The organism is Acinetobacter larvae (assembly GCF_001704115.1).
Classification (GTDB): domain Bacteria; phylum Pseudomonadota; class Gammaproteobacteria; order Pseudomonadales; family Moraxellaceae; genus Acinetobacter; species Acinetobacter larvae.
This window is the reverse complement of sequence record NZ_CP016895.1, coordinates 3,381,237-3,400,719: the sequence shown is the minus strand read 5'-3', so window position 1 is coordinate 3,400,719 and position 19,483 is coordinate 3,381,237. Positions and strand designations below refer to the sequence as shown.

Genomic DNA, 19,483 nt, shown 5'->3' with positions numbered 1-19,483 from the left:
CCTAAACCAAGGATGAATAGAGCAGAAGCATGTTTATGATTCGCACTGTTCGGGCAAACTTTTAAAGTTGTGCTGTTTCTTGTTTGGGCAAGCTTTGAATTGATAAATGTATATTTATCAGCGTCAAAGACCTCAGGAGTAACTGATGTTCGCATTGGCTACTTAATATTTCCTGAGTAGACGCGGTGGTGTGATTTATTCCTCCTCCGCGTTTAAGTCAAGTGATTGGCTTAAGAACTGGGAGTGCATCTTTGCGGATGCATGAATCACCATTAGGAGGTTTTACAATGGCTCTTCGTTTAGAGGACAAAAAAGAGATCGTTGCTGCGGTAAATACTGCTGCTTCAACTGCTTTCTCTGCTGTTGTTGCTGACTACCAAGGTTTGAACGTTACGCAATTGACTGAATTGCGTGTTCAAGCTCGTCAAGCAGGTGTTTATTTACGTATTGTTCGTAACACTTTGGCGAAACGTGCGTTTGAAGGTACTCAATTCGATATCTTGAACGACACCTTGACTGGTCCAACAATCATCGGTTTATCAACTTCTGAAGATGACATGGGTGCTGCTGCACGCGTATTTGAAGACTTTGCAAAAACAAACAAAGCCTTTGAATTAAAAGCTGCTGCATTCGATGGCAAAATTTATCAAGGTGCTGAAGTTAGTACAATTGCTAACCTTCCGAACCAAGAGAAAGCACTTACTATGCTTGCCAATGTTCTTCAAGCTCCTGTTTCAAAATTGGGTCGCCTACTTACAGCACTCAAAGAGAAAAACGAGCAAGAAGCTGCTTAATCGCACATTTTATTTCACACCATTCAATATCCATTTGGAGTTTATCTCATGGCTTTAACTAACGAAGAAATCTTAAATGCAGTTGCTGAAAAAACTGTTCTTGAACTTGTTGAATTAATCTCTGCTTTCGAAGAAAAATTCAATGTATCTGCTGCTGCAGTTGCTGTAGCTGCTGCTCCTGGCGCGGCTGGTGCTGCTGCTGAAGAGCAATCAGAATTCAATGTTGAATTGACTTCTTTCGGTGCGAACAAAGTTGCTGTAATTAAAGCAGTACGTGAAGCTACTGGCCTTGGTCTTAAAGAAGCAAAAGACCTTGTTGAAGGCGCTCCTTCTGTTATTAAAGAAGGCGTTTCTAAAGAAGAAGGTGAAGAGCTTAAGAAAAAACTTGAAGAAGCTGGCGCAGCTGTTACACTTAAGTAATTTCTTAAGGAGTCGTTTTTTTTCAAAACGACTCCAAAAATTGGCTGATGGCTCTTGGGTCATCAGCCTTTTTGCGTTACAATAATCGGCTCGATTTTGAATTGCACGGCATTGTTGTGGCAATTTTTTAAATAAGCATTATAAATCAAACGCTTAGCAATATTTTCAGTTTTTTAAAATATTGCTAAGCGTTTTATACCACTGAACATTGCAGCATTTGTAAAAGGTGGTGGTCATATCGACCTGCGTAATTCCTTCTAAGTCCGTTCTGCAGGCGGGCTTGGTTTTACTTTCCGAGGACTCCAGATGGCTTACTCATATACCGAAAAAAAACGGATCCGTAAGAATTTTGGTAAATTGCCCCAAGTGATGGATGCTCCGTACTTGCTCGCGATACAAGTCGACTCGTACCGAACATTCTTGCAAGATGGCAAAACGCCAAAAAACCGCGAAGATATCGGTCTCCAAGCCGCATTTCGTTCAGTATTTCCAATTGAAAGTTATTCGGGCAATGCGGCTTTAGAATTTGTTGAGTATAGTCTTGGTAAACCAGAGTTTGATGTACGTGAGTGTATTCTTCGCGGCTCAACTTATGCGGCACCAATGCGCGTTAAGATTCGTCTGATCATCAAAGATCGCGAAACAAAATCTATCAAAGACGTACGTGAACAAGAAGTCTACATGGGCGAAATGCCTTTGATGACAGATAACGGTACTTTCGTTATTAATGGTACAGAGCGTGTGATTGTATCCCAATTACACCGTTCACCAGGTGTGTTCTTTGACCACGACAAAGGAAAAACACACTCAAGCGGTAAAGTACTGTACTCTGCGCGTATTATTCCTTACCGTGGTTCATGGTTAGACTTTGAATTTGACGCCAAAGATTTGGTCTACGTGCGTATTGACCGTCGTCGTAAATTGCTTGCAACCGTTATTTTACGTGCGCTCAATTATAATGATGAACAAATCTTATCTATGTTCTATGAGAAAGTACCGGTCTATGTGGACATGGGAAGCTATCAAATTGACTTAGTGCCTGAGCGTCTGCGTGGCGAAATGGCGCAATTTGATATTGTAGATAATGATGGCAAAAGCATTGTAGAACAAGGTAAGCGTATCAACGCACGCCATGTTCGTCAAATGGAAGCAGCAGGTTTAAGCAAACTTCCTGTTCCAGATGAATACCTCTATGAACGCATCACGGCAGAAGACATTACTTTACGTGATGGTGAAGTGATTAGTGCCAATACCGTACTGAGCCATGAAGTGATGGTGAAGTTGGCTGAAGGTGGTGTTAAAGAGTTTAACATCCTATTTACCAACGACATCGACCGTGGTCCATTCGTTGCAGATACACTACGTGCTGATTTAACCCGTGATCGTGCTGAAGCGCTAGTTGAAATCTACAAAGTAATGCGTCCAGGTGAGCCACCAACACACGAAGCCGCAGAAAATCTATTCAATAACTTATTCTTCTCTTCAGAGCGTTATGACTTATCGCCTGTGGGTCGTATGAAGTTTAACCGTCGTTTGGGTCGCCCTTACGATGTTGGTACAGATCAGAAATCACGTGAAGTCGAAGGCATTTTGTCGAATGATGACATCATTGATGTACTGAAAACACTGGTTGAAATCCGTAACGGTAAAGGTGAAGTCGACGATATCGATCACTTGGGTAACCGTCGTGTTCGTTCTGTTGGTGAAATGACTGAAAACCAATTCCGTGTTGGTTTGGTGCGTGTTGAACGTGCGGTCAAAGAACGTTTAAGCCAAGCAGAAACAGATAACTTGTCACCACAAGATTTGATCAATGCGAAACCTGTTGCAGCTGCAATCAAAGAATTCTTTGGTTCAAGCCAATTGTCACAGTTCATGGACCAAAACAACCCATTATCAGAAATCACGCATAAACGTCGTGTTTCTGCACTTGGACCGGGTGGTTTAACCCGTGAGCGTGCAGGCTTTGAGGTACGTGACGTACATCAAACGCATTATGGTCGTGTTTGTCCAATTGAAACACCGGAAGGTCCAAACATTGGTTTGATCAACTCGTTGTCGGTATATGCCAAAGCTAACGATTTCGGTTTCTTAGAAACGCCATATCGTAAAGTGGTTGACGGTCGTGTGACGGAAGAGGTTGAGTACCTTTCTGCAATTGAAGAAGTGGGCACTGTGATTGCACAAGCCGACTCTGAAATGGATGAGAGCAACCACTTAACAGAAGAATTCGTTTCTGTACGTTACCAAGGCGAATTTGTACGCATGCCGCCAGAAAAAGTAACGCATATGGACGTTTCTGCACAGCAAGTTGTATCTGTTGCAGCATCATTGATTCCATTCCTTGAGCACGATGACGCCAACCGTGCCTTGATGGGATCAAACATGCAACGTCAAGCAGTACCTACTTTATTGGCAGATAAGCCTTTGGTCGGTACGGGTATGGAAGCGCACGTTGCGCGCGACTCTGGTGTGTGTGTGATCGCTAAACGTGGCGGTATGATCGAATATGTTGATGCATCACGTGTGGTGATTCGCGTCAATGAAGATGAGATGGTTGCGGGTGAAGCAGGCGTTGATATCTATAACTTGATCAAATACACCCGTTCTAACCAAAACACCTGTATTAACCAAAAAGTATTGGTGAATTTGGGTGATAAAGTTGGTCGTGGTGATGTTCTTGCCGATGGTCCTTCAACTGATGGTGGTGAATTAGCACTGGGTCAAAACATGCGTGTCGCATTTATGACTTGGAATGGCTATAACTACGAAGACTCGATCTTACTGTCCGAACGTGTGTTACAAGAAGACCGTTTAACATCGATTCACATTCAAGAATTGTCATGTGTTGCACGTGATACCAAATTGGGTTCTGAAGAAATTACTGCAGATATTCCAAACGTTGGTGAAGCAGCACTGTCTAAATTGGATGAATCCGGTATTGTGTATATCGGTGCTGAAGTCACAGCGGGCGATATTCTGGTCGGTAAAGTAACCCCTAAAGGTGAAACACAATTAACCCCAGAAGAAAAACTATTGCGCGCCATCTTTGGTGAAAAAGCGGCTGACGTGAAAGATTCTTCTTTACGTGTTCCATCTGGCACCAAAGGTACTGTGATTGACGTACAAGTCTTTACCCGTGACGGAATTGAAAAAGACGAACGTGCTCAGGCGATTGAGAAATCTCAATTAGATTCGTATCGTAAAGACTTGAAAGAAGAATACAAAATCTTCGAAGAAGCGGCACGTGAACGAATTATTCGTTTGTTAAAAGACCAACAGTCAAATGGCGGTGGTCGTACTAAACGTGGTGATGTACTCAGCGAAAACTTGTTATCTGACCTTGAGTTGGTTGATCTACTTGAAATCCAACCTAGTGATGAAGCGATTGCTGAACGCTTAACACAAATCCAAGTATTCTTAAAAGAAAAGAGTGCTGAGATTGATGAAAAATTCGCTGAGAAAAAACGCAAATTATCTACGGGTGATGAGCTGACTTCTGGCGTATTGAAAGTTGTTAAAGTGTATTTGGCAGTAAAACGTCGTATCCAACCTGGTGATAAAATGGCGGGTCGTCACGGGAACAAGGGTGTGGTGTCAAACATCCTTCCTGTAGAAGATATGCCGCATGATATCAATGGTGTACCTGTAGACGTGGTATTAAACCCGCTCGGTGTACCTTCACGTATGAACGTGGGTCAGATTTTGGAAACACATCTAGGTTTGGCTGCCAAAGGTTTGGGTGAGCAAATTGATAAAATGCTCAAACAACAACGTACCATTGCTGAACTACGTGAATTCCTAGACAAGATCTACAACAAAGTAGGTGGTGAACAAGAGCAGCTCGATAGCCTGACCGATGAAGAAATTCTGAAGTTGTCTGGTAACTTGCGTGCCGGTGTACCACTTGCTACACCAGTATTTGATGGTGCAGAAGAAGGTCAAATCAAAGAATTGCTCGAACTCGCTGAATTGCCACGTTCAGGGCAAACTGTTTTATATGATGGACGTACTGGTGAACGTTTTGACCGTCCAGTAACTGTTGGTTATATGTACATGCTGAAATTGAACCACTTGGTGGATGACAAAATGCATGCGCGTTCAACAGGTTCTTACTCACTTGTTACACAGCAGCCATTGGGTGGTAAAGCACAATTCGGTGGTCAGCGTTTCGGTGAGATGGAGGTCTGGGCACTTGAAGCATATGGCGCGGCATATACCTTGCAAGAGATGCTAACTGTCAAGTCGGATGACGTCGAAGGTCGTACCCGCATCTATAAGAATATTGTAGATGGTAACCATTATATGGATCCGGGCATGCCTGAGTCATTCAACGTATTGACCAAGGAGATCCGTTCTTTAGGTATCAACATTGAACTGAAAAATGGTGACTAATTTGTCATAACCTCAACTCCCTTGTGTGCGCTTATAAGCGCAGACAAGGGAGATTTTTCAGTGAAAAAACAATATTTGTGACCCAGTTGGGAAGTGTTTATTTCTCAACACACGGAGAAAAAAATTGAAAGACTTGCTCGATATCATGCGTAAAAAGACGGATTCAGAGGGTTATACACCAGTTGAATTTGACCGTATTCGTATTGGTCTTGCGTCACCAGAAATGATTAAGTCATGGTCTCACGGTGAAGTAAAAAAACCGGAAACCATTAACTATCGTACTTTTAAACCTGAACGTGATGGTTTGTTCTGTGCCAAGATTTTTGGTCCAGTAAAAGATTATGAATGCTTGTGTGGTAAATACAAGCGCATGAAATACAAAGGCGTAATTTGTGAAAAATGTGGCGTTGAAGTCACTACCGCAAAAGTACGTCGTGAGCGCATGGGCCATATTGAGTTGGCATCTCCTGTTGCACACATTTGGTTCTTAAAATCATTGCCTAGCCGTATCGGTCTATTACTCGATATGACGTTGCGTGATATTGAACGTGTTCTGTATTTCGAATCTTATGTGGTGACCGATCCTGGTATGACACCACTTGAGAAAAACCAGTTATTGAATGATGAAGAATACTTCGCTGCGCTTGAAGAGCATGGTGATGAATTCACAGCGAAAATGGGTGCTGAAGCGGTTCAAGATTTGTTAAAAGACATTGATCTTGAAGCTGAAATTTCTCGTTTACGTGAAGAAATTCCACAAACAACGTCTGAGACGAAGCTGAAAAAAGCGTCTAAACGTTTGAAATTGATGGAAGCATTCAAAGACTCAAATAACAAGCCAGAATGGATGGTGATGAATGTACTACCAGTACTTCCACCAGACTTACGTCCATTGGTACCGCTAGAAGGCGGTCGTTTTGCGACTTCTGACTTGAACGATTTGTATCGTCGCGTGATTAACCGTAACAACCGTCTCAAACGTCTACTTGATCTTGCTGCGCCAGATATTATTGTGCGTAACGAAAAACGGATGTTGCAAGAATCAGTCGATGCCTTGTTAGATAACGGTCGTCGTGGTCGTGCCATTACCGGTTCGAACAAACGTCCATTGAAATCTTTGGCAGACATGATCAAAGGTAAACAAGGTCGTTTCCGTCAAAACTTGCTCGGTAAACGTGTTGACTACTCTGGTCGTTCGGTCATTACCGTTGGTCCAAACCTACGTTTACATCAATGTGGTTTACCGAAAAAAATGGCGCTTGAACTGTTCAAACCATTTATTTTTGCCAAACTACAAGCCTCTGGTCAAGCAACCACCATTAAAGCTGCGAAGAAAATGGTTGAGCGTGAAACACCAGAAGTATGGGACGTGTTAGCCTCTGTGATTCGTCAACATCCTGTGATGTTAAACCGTGCACCGACTTTGCACCGTTTGGGTCTACAAGCATTTGAACCGATCTTAATTGAAGGTAAAGCAATTCGTCTGCATCCTTTGGTATGTGCCGCATTTAACGCCGACTTTGACGGTGACCAAATGGCGGTACACGTACCATTGACGCTTGAAGCTCAGCTTGAAGCGCGTGCATTGATGATGTCAACCAATAACATCTTGTCACCAGCCAATGGTGAGCCAATTATCGTACCTTCTCAGGACGTGGTCTTGGGCTTGTATTACATCACACGTGATGCAGTCAATGCCAAAGGTGAAGGCATGGTATTTGCCGATACTCACGAAGTAAACCGTGCCTTGGCAACAGGTCAAGTTGATTTACATGCGCGTGTAAAAGCACGTGTACACCAAACGGTGATCAATGAGCAAGGTGAACGTGAGCAACAAACCATTGTGGTAGAAACCACACCAGGTCGTTGTTTGTTGTGGGAAGTTGTTCCTGAAGGGATGGATTTCCAACAAATTAACATTGAGATGACCAAAAAGAACATCTCTAAGCTGATCAACTCTTGTTATCGTAAATTGGGCTTAAAAGATACAGTTATCTTTGCTGACCAATTGATGTACCTCGGCTTCCGCCAAGCAACCCGTTCTGGTGTATCGGTTGGTATGGAAGACATGGTTATTCCGCCACAGAAACAAGCAATTATTGACAAAGCTGAAGCTGAAGTGCGTGAAATTGAACATCAGTTTGAACAAGGCTTTGTAACCGCGGGTGAACGTTATAACAAAGTGGTCGATATTTGGGCACGTACCAACGACCAAGTTGCCAAAGCGATGATGGACAACTTGTCTTATACCACTGTGAAAAACAAACAGGGTGAAGACGAGAAACAAAAATCGTTCAACAGCATCTACATGATGTCTGACTCTGGTGCCCGTGGTAGTGCGGCGCAGATTCGTCAGCTTGCGGGGATGCGTGGTTTGATGGCGAAACCAGATGGTTCGATCATTGAAACCCCAATTAAAGCCAACTTCCGTGAAGGCTTAACCGTACTGCAGTACTTTATTTCGACACACGGTGCGCGTAAAGGTTTGGCCGATACCGCATTGAAAACCGCGAACTCTGGTTATTTAACCCGTCGTTTGGTGGACGTGGCACAAGACTTGGTGATTACTGAGCCAGATTGTGGCACCAATGAAGGTCTAGTGATGACCCCATTGATTCAAGGTGGTGATGTAATCGAAGCGTTACGTGACCGCGTATTGGGTCGTGTAACTGCCGAAGATGTACGTCGTGCTGTTGATGATGAAGTGGTGTTACCGCGTGGTACGCTCATTGATGAGAAAATCGCAGCGGAACTTGAAGATGCCGGTGTCGATGAAGTCAAAGTACGTTCAGTGGTGAGCTGTGAATCCACCTTCGGTGTTTGTGCTAAATGTTATGGTCGTGACTTGGCACGTGGTCACTTGGTAAACCCAGGTGAATCTGTCGGGGTAATGGCGGCACAATCAATTGGTGAACCGGGTACCCAGTTAACCATGCGTACATTCCACGTCGGTGGTGCGGCAAGCCGAACTTCTGCTGCCAATAGCGTACAAGTGCGTAACAAAGGTACAGTACGTTTCCATAACGTTAAAACTGTACAACATGCCAAAGGTCACTTGGTATCTGTTTCCCGTTCAGGTGAAATCGGTATTGCGGATGATCTAGGTCGTGAACGCGAACGTTATAAACTGCCATACGGTGCGTCTATCTTGTTGAAAGATGGCGAAGCAGTAGAAGCAGGCGGTATCGTTGCGACATGGGATCCACATACCCATCCATTGGTTACAGAAGTTGCAGGTAAAGCACGTTTCAGCCAAATTGCTGATGGTGTGACTGCGACCTCTAAAACGGATGATGCAACAGGTATGACCACTGTTGAGATCCTACCAGTGACTGCACGTCCAGTATCTGGTAAAGATTTACGTCCTGCGATTGTATTGGATACCCAAGACGGTGGTGAACAGTTCTACTTCTTGCCACAAAATACCATTGTGACCGTCCGTGATGGCGAAACCATTGGTGTGGGTGACGTTATTGGTCGTGTACCACAAGAAACTTCACGTACCCGTGATATTACCGGTGGTTTGCCACGCGTAGCTGACTTGTTCGAAGCACGTAAACCCAAAGAGCATGCGATCTTGGCAGAAGTGTCTGGTATCGTGAGCTTTGGTAAAGAAACCAAAGGTAAGAACCGTTTAGTGATTACACCGGATGATGGTTCAGAAGTTTACGAAGAACTAATTCCAAAATGGCGTACCATTAACGTGTTCGAGGGTGAGCATGTTAACCGTGGTGAGGTTGTTTCTGACGGCCCACAAAACCCACATGACATCTTACGCTTGAAAGGTGAAGTGGCGTTGACCAACTACATCGTAAACGAAGTACAAGACGTCTATCGCTTACAAGGTGTAAAAATCAACGATAAGCACATCGAAGTCATTGTGCGTCAAATGTTACGTAAAGTTGAAATCACCGATGGCGGTGACAGTAGCTTTATCAAAGGCGAACAAATTGACTATAGCCGCGTGGTGCAAGAGAACCAAGCTGTTAATGCGCAAAACAAGTTCCCTGCGAAGTTTGAACGTCAATTGATGGGTATTACCAAAGCATCGTTGTCAACTGACTCATTCATCTCCGCTGCATCGTTCCAGGAAACCACACGTGTGTTAACTGAAGCGGCTGTCACTGGTAAAGAAGATGATCTACGTGGTCTAAAAGAGAACGTTGTTGTGGGTCGTTTGATTCCTGCAGGTACAGGTTTGGCATACCATCTTGAGCGTCGTCGCCAAGAAGCGGAAGCTGCTGAATTTGAATTGGCGAATGACTTCTCTGAAGTTGACCAAGCTTTCTCTCAAGCTTTAAACGAAGAACAATTCTAAGTTTAAGTTGAGATCTAAAAGAGGCTGTCTCAAAAGGCAGCCTTTTTGCTGTATAATTAAGCCATCTTAAAAAAGGATATTTAAGATGGCTATAAAGACATATCACCAAAACCAACTTCACTTAATTCCTCATAGCTTTGATGACTTGATTCCTGAGAAACACCCTGTTCGCTTAGTGAATAAAGTATTGGATCAAATTGACAGTAGCCCATTAGTAAATGCGTATGATGAATCTGGTCGACCAGGTTATCACCCACTACTCATGCTTAAAATCATGGTCTACGCTTATATGACCAATACCTATTCCTCTCGTAAAATCGAAAAAGCTCTACGTGAAAATATTAATTTCATGTGGTTAAGCAATATGACCATTATTGATCACAATACGATTAATCGCTTTAGAAATTCAAAGTTAGAGCAATGCTTTAAAGACATATTCAAACAGATCGTATTGATGTTAGCTGAAGAAGGAGTCATTACTTTAAAAGAGATTTACACAGATGGCACCAAACTTGAGGCACAAGCCAATCGCTACACCTTTGTGTGGGGTAATGCGATTAAAACCAACAAAGCTAAGATGCTTAAACAGCTAGATGAACTATGGAAGTATGCTCACCAAATCGAAGTTGGCGATCAAGAGCCGAGTAAGCTTGAAATCACAGAAATATCATCGCATACGATAGATCAAGTTTTAAAAGCGATAGATGATCGTTTGAATGAACATTCGATTCAACCGGATCAAGCGACTAAAAAGAAATTAGGTGCGGTAAAAAAAAACTTTAAGAATCGACTAATAGACTACGAAGAAAAAGAAAAGATCCTTGATGGGCGCAATTCGTATAGCAAGACTGACCATGATGCAACTTTCATGCGGATGAAAGAAGACCATATGAAAAATGGTCAACTTAAGGCTGGTTATAATGTTCAAATAAGCACTGAAAATCAGGTAATTGTTAATTATAGCGTGCATCAAAATAGTAATGACTTTCCTACATTAAAGCCCCATTTAGAGCAAATGCGTGAACTTTATGGCGAAGAACAGTTTCAAGAACTTGAAGTTATTACCGCTGATGCAGGTTATGGTAGTGAGGAAAACTATCAATATTTAGAACAGCAAGGGTTATTAGCGTATATCAAATACAGCACCTTTGACTTAGAACGTCGTCAACAACGTGGTAAAAAAGCCAAACAGAATTTAAAAAATAAGCAATATCTACATTACAACGCGATTGATGACTATTATGTTTGCCCAATGGGACAACATATGACGAAGATCAAAGATAAACAAACAAAAACCAGTAGTGGATTCATTCAACATATCAGTATTTATGAGGCACAGCGATGCGAAGGATGCCCGCTTAGAAGTAGCTGCCATAAGAGCCAAGGCAATAGACGAATTGAGAGAAACCATCATTTAGAGCATTACAGGACGTTAATGTATGAACGCTTACTAAGTGAAGAAGGAATCGAAAAGCGTAAGCGACGAAGTATAGAAGTTGAACCGGTGTTTGGACATATAAAGTCGAATCGAGGCTTTAAGAGATTCACGCTTAGAGGGATGCGAAAAGTGAATTTAGAGTTTGGATTACATGCTTTAGCACACAATATGATGAAAATGGCAGCTTAAAAGGCTGCATTTTTACTTTTAGAAGTAAAAAGAGGAATAATAAAAATATTTTAAGGATCAAAAAAGAATATGGTGAAAATGAAGATGACTTAAACAAAAAGCCGCCCCATTGAGTTAATGGGACAGCCTCTTTTATGCGGAATACTTAAGGGTTTAGTACACTTCAATATGCTGATATATCAATACCTTAAACTTCTATGAACAGTTGCCCTCAGTAAGAGGGGCGGTTTTCTGGGCATCGAATGCGACAATTGACAGTGCCATAGCATTGACCACGCGATTTAAAGCAATATTGGCACCACTGATGGTATCTTGCATTTGATGATGCTGTGGCGGTTGATCTTGCTGTGGTGGTGAGACGGACTGGGTAAAATGCATTCGACAGGTCAATTGCTGATGCTGCGTTGTGTTTTTTTCTAAGCTGGTGTTGGGATCATTGCGCTTTACAATCCATGCCACCGCAACCTCAATCTGCTGCTGTGCATTTGGGTTATGGATGATATCGAAATGAGAAAAATCGCTGGCAATCCGATAAGCCACCTTACCACCGACCATACCACTGTTATAGCGATCAACTGCACCGAGTTGTTGTTGCAAGCCTGCAGATAAATTATCACGTAATTCCGCTGCTAAAGTTGAGGTCCAGCGTTCATTTTCTAAAATTTTAATTTTCCCGTTTAGATCCTGCACCACGATGGGTACGCGATTAATACGATCTGGTAAGCTCACGGGTAAGACCTCAATCACCCTGACCTTGGAGTCGGTCAAAACTGCACCCTGCGTGTTTAAGGCATAATAGTTTACTACAGGGGCACTTGAGCAGGCTGAAAGCGCGAACACAGCCGCTATCATGGTGGTAAAGCGCATCATTAAAATAGTGTTGCAAGATCGTTGAGCGATGCTTTTCATTTATTTCTTAGCCTCTGCTTTCTTACCACGAATCAATGATTCAGGATGTTGTTCAATATAATCTGCCATAAGCTGTAAGGATGCTGCTGCACGGGTCAATTGTTGGAGTGCTTGTCGTATATCTTGTTGCATTGGCGCATCACTGGATAAAATCGACTCACTCGATTGCATGGTTTTACGTACATCATCCAGTGTCGCCTGTAAGTTGGGCGCGACTTTGCCATCGAGCTGTTTGACTAACTTGTCGGTAGATTCTATGGTTTTATTCATGTTGTTCAATGTTTTGCGAACATCTTGCCCAATTTCATCTAAGGGGAATTTACTCACTTTATCTGCGATTTGCGAAACCTGCGCTTGTAAACCACTTAATTCCGTTGCTGTTGTTGGCACTTCGGTCGCACCATCTGCGGCAATTTTTAAGCGTGCTGCTTTGGCTTTGGGAAAGCGATCAAAGGCAATATAATTTTGCCCAGTCAACAAGTTTCCAGTGCGAATCTGGGCACGCCAACCATTGGCAATAAAGTTTTTGAAAATCTCACCTTGTGGATCAATCTCTTTGCCATGTGCTAGGCGACTTGGATAAATATTGGCATCTACACGCATGCGTAATTGCGTATAAGAGCGATCAAATACGACATTAATGGCTTTAACATTGCCAATTTCGATACCCATAAAATCAATCGGCGCCCCGATACTAAGACCGCGCAATGAGCTATCAAAATACATGATAATTGGCGCGGCTTTACCATCTGGTGCTTTCATGGCTTCTTTTCGGCTGTTGGACAAATTAAAAGCACTTTGATTGGGTGCAATGCTACCTGCTGCGTTGTCTGGATGATCAAATGCAATACCGCCTGCAACAATACTGGCCAGTGATTGAGTATCTAAATTAAAACCGGATGCATTTAAGGACACATCGACACCACTGGCTTGCCAAAAGCGTGTATTGGTTGTGACAAATTGATCATAAGGCGCTTGAATAAAAGTTTGTAAATCAACACTTTTCCCATCGCTTGCCAATTTGTATGCGGTAATTTGTCCGACATTAATTTTACGATAGTAAATCGGCACACCGATATCGAGAGAGCCAAGATCTTGTGCTTTTAAGAAAAACACTTTACCGGGCATGTCCGAATGCACCACAGGCGGAATTTCAAGTCCAGTAAAAGTATTTTGTGTTTCTGTGGCTTTACCGCCATCTACTTCAATATAAGCACCAGATAATAAGGTATCAATTCCCGAAATTCCGCCGGTACCAACACGCGGTCTGACCACCCAAAAGCGCGAATCTTTGGCGGCAAAATTACTTGCATCTTTACGTAAATCAATTTTGGCAATAATGTGCGAACGATCATCAGAAAGATTAATTTGGCGGACTAAGCCAATATCGACTTGCTTATAGCGTACAGTGGTTTTGCCTGCGATCAACCCTTCAGCGGTCCGAAAAGAGACATCAATAGACGGTCCTTTATCGAGTACTGCTTTGGCTGCAAGCGAGATTGCGATGAGCAAAGCGACAAATGGAACTAACCAAATCAGTGCAGGACGCCAGCGCTTCTGCTTTTTTTCAGGTTCAGTCAGAAGCACCGCATGCTCAGAAGTCTGCGTTCTGTCTTGTGTTGTTTCTGGATTATTTACAGTATTATCGGCCATAGTCATCTTTCTTTTATTATTGAATCATGTGAGGACGGTTCGGTTTTATCTTGTCGTTCATCTGCCGGCAGCTGTTGTGCCAGCGGCGAATTGATCTGGTGTGCTTTGTTATAACTGTCCCAAATGAGTCTTGGATCAAAGCTCAGTGAAGCAAACATGGTTAATATGACGACAGCACCAAATGCAACTGCACCGGGTCCAGCCAAGATCGTTGCCAATGACTGAATCTGAATCAGTGCCGTCAATAATGCCACGACAAAAACGTCGATCATTGACCAACGTCCAATAAATTCCACAATACGATATAAAATAGCACAGTGCTCAGGGGAAAATTGCCATTTTGCTGAAGATTGCATGGTCACGGCAATCAGAAGAAAAATTAAAATAAGTAATTTTAAAATGGGAATAAAAATACTGGCCATGAAAATAACCACAGACACCAGATAATCGCCATTTTGCCAAAAGTAAATTACCCCACTAATAATAGTATCTTGCTGATGACCAAATAACGAGTCGGTAAGGGTCATGGGCAAAACATTGGCTGGAATATATAAAATGGCAGCGGCAATGACTAAGGCAAAGGTACGGTTCAAGCTTTGTGGTTTGCGCGCATGTAATCTACTGTTGCATCGAGAACATCTCTTAATGCCAGTAATGCTGGCGTCATCGCCCGTCGAGTGAGGTGCATTCAGTACACCACAACAATGACATTGAATGAGTCCAAAATCTATCGCACGGAGGTGCTTTGTGTGTGCTGCGGCGACATGCGCATGTTGTGCATCCTGAGTATTGCTCTGCGTCGGCTGGTGATGATCTTGCTTCATGCTAAGCTCCGGTCGACTTCATTCCAAAGGTCTTTGATTTTGATTGAGGCAATATAAACCATCAGCATACTTAAAATCGTAAATGCCCACAGTGCAACCCCGGGAATAATCGTGACCATCGCGACCAGTTTAACCAGTGTGACCAAGACACCAATTAAAAAGACTTCAACCATGCCCCATGTCCGAAAAGCAAAGAGCAGTCGAAACGCCAGTTTTAGGTAGCGTGGTCTATATTGCAATAGCCCCACGCAGCTTAAGATATAGCTGAGTAAGAGCAGCTCAATGAAAGGCACAATAAAGGTGGTCATGAGAATGAGAGCGCCAACAAATGGACGATCAATATGAAACATCGTCCATGCCGCACCGATTAAGGTGGTTTGTGAAGTATTACCTTGTAACTCAATGATGACGATCGGAAAACTATTGGCAATCACAAAGATAATCAATGCTGTAATCACCAGCGCCAGCAATGAGGAAAAGGATTGGCTGCGACGATACAACTCCGCGCCACAACAGGTGCAATACACGCGCTCGTTGGATAAGAGCTTAACCTTAAGATAAAGCGCATCACATTCTTCGCAGCCAACCAGTTCATTTTGTTGCAGATGCGATTCTAAAGCGCAAGGCTGTTTATTTTTATGCGTCATAAACTTACATCCGTTAAATTGATCCTTTTGCTCAAAGAATGCATTGAATTAAGTTTTACCTTTTGTTTTTAGAATGTTTAAGTGACTAATTTTCACATATTTTTTAAATATTTATTATTAAATAAATGTAATTTCTAGCTGCAACTGCCTGTATGGTTTGGCTATGCAAACTACACTGTTTGGATGTGTCTTTCGTGTATTTAGCAATATCGTATGCAGAAAAAATTGTTGTTTTCTTTGCAGGTGCTTAAAACACAAATCATTGACATGTAGTGGCATAATAAGCCTAGACAAAGTTCACCTCCAATGCGAGTTGGTCTAGGCTATTGGGTCTATGGCTAACCGTAAATAGCAATTTCTAGCTTAGTGAATAGTTTAAAGGGTGCTTGTCGCATTCTAACAAGCAAACACGCTGAAATTAAAACAAGCTATGGGGAAATGTTCTGTGGTCGCCTAGCGACTGTACTGCATCATGTGGTGGTGTGCCAATTGAGATGATTAAGCAATACATCCAACAACAGCAAACACCACACCAATGGCTTAGGACAGTCGCTTATATCCTTGGGCTAAACCCTAGGTTTTACGCTCCAAAAGATAATTTTCTGGTCTTTATATTGAGTTATATTATGCAGCTTATTCAAAGTATTGTGATTCTGAGTTTGGGAATACTCTTAGCTGGCTGTGAGAAAAGCTCTGAACCTACGGCAGAATCTCATGCCGCATCAGCACCTTTCGCGGCAGCCTCAACGCTTACAGTGAATCAAGCGCTAGAAGCTTCACTTCCCGTCGAGCTACAACAAAAACTGCAAGATATGATTTTAAATCCCAAAACCAGCAGTGAGGATGTCTTGCGGGCAAAGCAATATCTTGCTGCTAGGGATGATGTGCAAAATGATGTACGGCAGTTTATCCAAGCACATGCGCAGGTGATTACCGCGCAACAAGATGCAAATCCTGAACAGAAAATTAAGTTTCTCAAACAGCTCTATGTCCAGCAGTTAGATGATGAGTTGATGGGTGTTGACTTGATTAAGCTTTATGGCACATCAGAAATGCGCAAGTTAATTGAGCAAAGAGATCTCATTGCAGATCAATATGCCGGTGAAATGTGTGATTGGGTACGACCTATTTTAATTCCGGGCAGTGGGGATCATGATTTCAGTGCAAATAGCATTCAATACACAGTATTAAGTGATGGGCGCATTCGGGTTGAAGCTGTCAATTTTGGTGAAAAAATCCGTATAGATTTCGAGCTTGACTGTCAGGATGAGCGTTGCAAAATCAATGATATTTTTGCTCCTCAAAGTTATAAGAAAGAGCTCATCGAAATTGTTAAACATGAGCGTTGTTAGTTGTTAAAAGTCGATTGTGACATGCGACTAGACTCATGCTGAGTTACAGCGTCGTAATAAGGCCGCAGCTTGATAATAATGCACTCAGGCGTGATGCTTGTTCTTGTTGAGACGGTTAAGGCGATTGATATTGTTTTGCTGTGCGCTAATCGCTTTTTGCGGTTTTATCGTTGTTTAAAGGTTTAAAGGTTTAAAGGTTTAAAGGTTTAAAGGTTTAAAGGTTTAAAGGTTTAAAGGTTTAAAGGTAATGCTTTTGAGAATGAATTGCGCAGATCTCTTCACTTAAAAGCGTTATATTTCAGCTGTATTTTATGCTACAAAGACATCATTATTGATGGGAGTAGCACAATGTTGAATAATTTTTATAAAGTCGCTAAAGCAAAAATCTCCATTGCGGGCAAAGCCGCATGCTTTTCAGTCACAGTATTTGCAGGAGCTCAATCGGCTATGGCTAGCCCTGTTGTCGATCAATTGAGCGATTGTTTAGTCAAGTCGACCACTGCGAGTGACAAAACCATAGTCTTACAATGGACTTTTGCTGCGTTGTCGGCACATCCAGATTTAAAAAGCTTTAGTGCTGTTACACCAGAACAAAAGACACAATTAGATCAGAAGCTTGCACAGGTTTTACAGCGTATTGTTGTTGATCAATGCGCAGTACAAGCCAAGGCTGTGATTAAAGCAGAAGGTATTCAAGCTGTTGCTGATAGCTTCCAGCAATTGGGGCAAATCACTGGGCAAGAGATTATTGGGACACCTGAAGTGAAGCAGCAGTTAAATGGTGTGGTACGTTATATTGACTTAAATAAATTAGTGACTTCATTTCTAACACCAGATGTCCTGTCTAAATTTGGCTTATAATCCTTTGCAGATGATGACCAGGATGGTTATATTTTTTTACGCTAAGCTTGGAGCATTCACGTGAATAAAACGCGCTTTAAAAAATTAAATGTATCGATAGCTGCACTCTGTTTGGGGCTAGCTTTGAGTTCGACCTCTTGGGCAAAAACAGCCAACTGCCAAGTCGAAGAAGGGGGGAAGCTGAGTTTTAAAGGGCAGTGTGAGTTTATCTTGCATGAAAATGGCTCTTTTTCTTTGCAAAATGCAGATAGCACCAAAGCTTTACTGCGAGAAATCATGAGTTTAAATGTCGATATCACTCAGCCCAATGTGGCTGAAGTCAGTGATTCCTTGACGTATGGCAATTATACTCAATGGGGTGCAGCACAACGTTCCAAGACGGATAAATCCTGTTGGGTGGGGAATGATTTTAGAATCTGTGCCCGCGCAACGAAGTAAGCTTGATCATTAAAAAATCCCCGTTTAAAACGGGGATTTTTTAGAAGTGTTCAGAAAATTTAATCTTAAACACGCTCAATAATGGTTGCGATGCCTTGACCTAAACCGATACACATGGTGGCAAGACCGATTTGCGTGTCTTGTTGTTCCATCACGTTTAGCAAGGTTGTGGTAATACGCGCACCAGAACAGCCCAATGGGTGACCTAATGCAATTGCACCACCATTGTGGTTAACGATATTTTGTTTTTCGTATAAACCAAGACCTTTCAGTACAGATAAACCTTGCGCAGCAAAGGCTTCGTTGAGTTCTACGGTCTGGATGTCTGCAACAGAGAGACCCGCACGTTTCAGTGCTTTTTGTGTTGCAGGTACAGGACCATAACCCATAATTGCTGCATCACAGCCAGCAATCGCCATAGAGCGAATCACAGCACGTGGTTTCAAACCAAGTTCTTGTGCACGTTGTGCTGACATAATCAACATGGCAGACGCACCGTCAGACAATGCTGATGATGTTGCTGCCGTTACTGTACCGTTCTTTGGATCAAATACAGGGCGTAAGCTTTGGAATGTTTCTAAGTTTGCATCTGGACGAATCACTTCATCGACATCACACAAAATTTTGAAACCGTCGGCATTATGACCTTCAATCCCAATAATTTCGTTGTTAAAACGACCTTCTTGCGTAGCAGACCATGCTCGTAAGTGTGATTCAACACCAAACTTATCTTGCTCTTCACGGCTAATGCCATTCATACGACCGAGCATTTCAGCCGTTAAGCCCATCATATTTGATGCTTTGGCATAGTGCTTAGATGCTTCAGGGTTGAGGTCAATACCATGCATCATGCCAACATGACCCATGTGCTCAACACCACCAATGATGAAAATTTCACCTTGGTTGGTCGCAATCTGCGCTGCCGCAGTGTGCAAGGCTTGCATAGATGAACCACATAAACGGTTTACGGTTTGACCGCCAACTGTTTTAGGAAGATCAGCCAATAACGCGATGTTACGTGCAACGTTCATCCCTTGTTCGAGGGTTTGGTTGACACAACCCCAGATTACATCTTCAACTTCATTGACATCAAACTGGTTACGAGCAACGAGTGCACGTACCAATTCAGCAGACATGCTGTCGGCACGTACATTGCGGAACATACCGTTTTTCGATTTGCCCATGGCGGTACGTACACCATCAACAATCACAACGTCACGTGGATTTAAAGTAGCCATTCACGTC

Annotated in this window: 12 protein-coding genes and 3 pseudogenes; 9 read left to right on the top strand and 6 right to left on the bottom strand. The window is 42.6% G+C overall.

Features of this window, described 5'->3' with window-relative positions:
* The first annotated feature begins 287 nt into the window (after positions 1–287).
* The 5 genes from rplJ (at position 288) to BFG52_RS15015 (ending at position 11,554) form a co-directional block, all read left to right on the top strand.
* A complete protein-coding gene (rplJ, locus tag BFG52_RS15035; protein WP_067558050.1) occupies positions 288–794 on the top strand; it encodes a 50S ribosomal protein L10 in 507 nt (168 codons plus the stop codon).
* A gap of 48 nt (positions 795–842) precedes the next feature.
* Positions 843–1,214, top strand: a complete 372-nt coding sequence (gene rplL, locus BFG52_RS15030; protein ID WP_067558047.1) for a 50S ribosomal protein L7/L12 — start codon at positions 843–845, stop codon at positions 1,212–1,214.
* 306 nt (positions 1,215–1,520) lie between these two features.
* Positions 1,521–5,609 (top strand): DNA-directed RNA polymerase subunit beta, encoded by a 4,089-nt coding sequence (gene rpoB / locus BFG52_RS15025; RefSeq protein WP_067558044.1) that lies wholly within the window; start codon positions 1,521–1,523, stop codon positions 5,607–5,609.
* Between the two features lie 124 nt (positions 5,610–5,733).
* Positions 5,734–9,927: a DNA-directed RNA polymerase subunit beta' gene (rpoC, locus tag BFG52_RS15020; protein WP_067558041.1), complete on the top strand. Its 4,194-nt coding sequence runs from the start codon at positions 5,734–5,736 to the stop codon at positions 9,925–9,927.
* Positions 9,928–10,012: 85 nt separating this feature from the next.
* Positions 10,013–11,554: an IS1182 family transposase gene (locus BFG52_RS15015; protein ID WP_067552400.1), complete on the top strand. Its 1,542-nt coding sequence runs from the start codon at positions 10,013–10,015 to the stop codon at positions 11,552–11,554.
* A 195-nt stretch (positions 11,555–11,749) separates the two neighbouring features.
* Here BFG52_RS15015 and BFG52_RS15010 read toward each other — a convergent pair whose 3' ends face one another.
* The 5 genes and pseudogenes from BFG52_RS15010 to BFG52_RS17135 all read right to left on the bottom strand — a co-directional run.
* Positions 11,750–12,463: a PqiC family protein gene (locus tag BFG52_RS15010; protein WP_067558038.1), complete on the bottom strand. Its 714-nt coding sequence runs from the start codon at positions 12,461–12,463 to the stop codon at positions 11,750–11,752.
* Positions 12,464–14,116: a PqiB family protein gene (locus BFG52_RS15005; protein WP_067558035.1), complete on the bottom strand. Its 1,653-nt coding sequence runs from the start codon at positions 14,114–14,116 to the stop codon at positions 12,464–12,466.
* A 2-nt stretch (positions 14,117–14,118) separates the two neighbouring features.
* Positions 14,119–14,940, bottom strand: coding sequence for a paraquat-inducible protein A (locus BFG52_RS15000; RefSeq protein ID WP_067558032.1), 822 nt, complete (start codon positions 14,938–14,940; stop codon positions 14,119–14,121).
* Positions 14,937–15,587, bottom strand: coding sequence for a paraquat-inducible protein A (locus tag BFG52_RS14995; protein ID WP_067558029.1), 651 nt, complete (start codon positions 15,585–15,587; stop codon positions 14,937–14,939). Before BFG52_RS14995 ends, BFG52_RS15000 begins: the two co-directional genes overlap by 4 nt.
* Before the next feature lie 142 nt (positions 15,588–15,729).
* Positions 15,730–15,894: pseudogene (locus tag BFG52_RS17135) on the bottom strand (RNA-guided endonuclease InsQ/TnpB family protein); the annotation flags it as partial.
* A 41-nt stretch (positions 15,895–15,935) separates the two neighbouring features.
* On the opposite strand from BFG52_RS17135, the pseudogene BFG52_RS17355 reads away from it, so the two are divergent.
* From BFG52_RS17355 to BFG52_RS14980, 4 genes and pseudogenes are all read left to right on the top strand, one after another.
* Positions 15,936–16,120, top strand: a pseudogene (locus tag BFG52_RS17355) (transposase); the annotation flags it as partial.
* A gap of 93 nt (positions 16,121–16,213) precedes the next feature.
* The gene (locus BFG52_RS17350) at positions 16,214–16,939 is read left to right on the top strand and encodes a hypothetical protein (RefSeq protein WP_228703771.1); all 726 of its coding nucleotides are present in this window, start codon (positions 16,214–16,216) and stop codon (positions 16,937–16,939) included.
* Positions 16,940–17,377: 438 nt separating this feature from the next.
* A pseudogene (locus BFG52_RS14985) lies at positions 17,378–17,800 on the top strand (hypothetical protein); the annotation flags it as partial.
* Positions 17,801–17,860: 60 nt separating this feature from the next.
* Positions 17,861–18,238, top strand: coding sequence for a hypothetical protein (locus BFG52_RS14980; protein ID WP_067558023.1), 378 nt, complete (start codon positions 17,861–17,863; stop codon positions 18,236–18,238).
* A 65-nt stretch (positions 18,239–18,303) separates the two neighbouring features.
* On the opposite strand, the gene fadA is transcribed toward BFG52_RS14980, so the two are convergent.
* Positions 18,304–19,476 (bottom strand): acetyl-CoA C-acyltransferase FadA, encoded by a 1,173-nt coding sequence (fadA, locus tag BFG52_RS14975; RefSeq protein ID WP_067558021.1) that lies wholly within the window; start codon positions 19,474–19,476, stop codon positions 18,304–18,306.
* Positions 19,477–19,483: the final 7 nt, after the last annotated feature.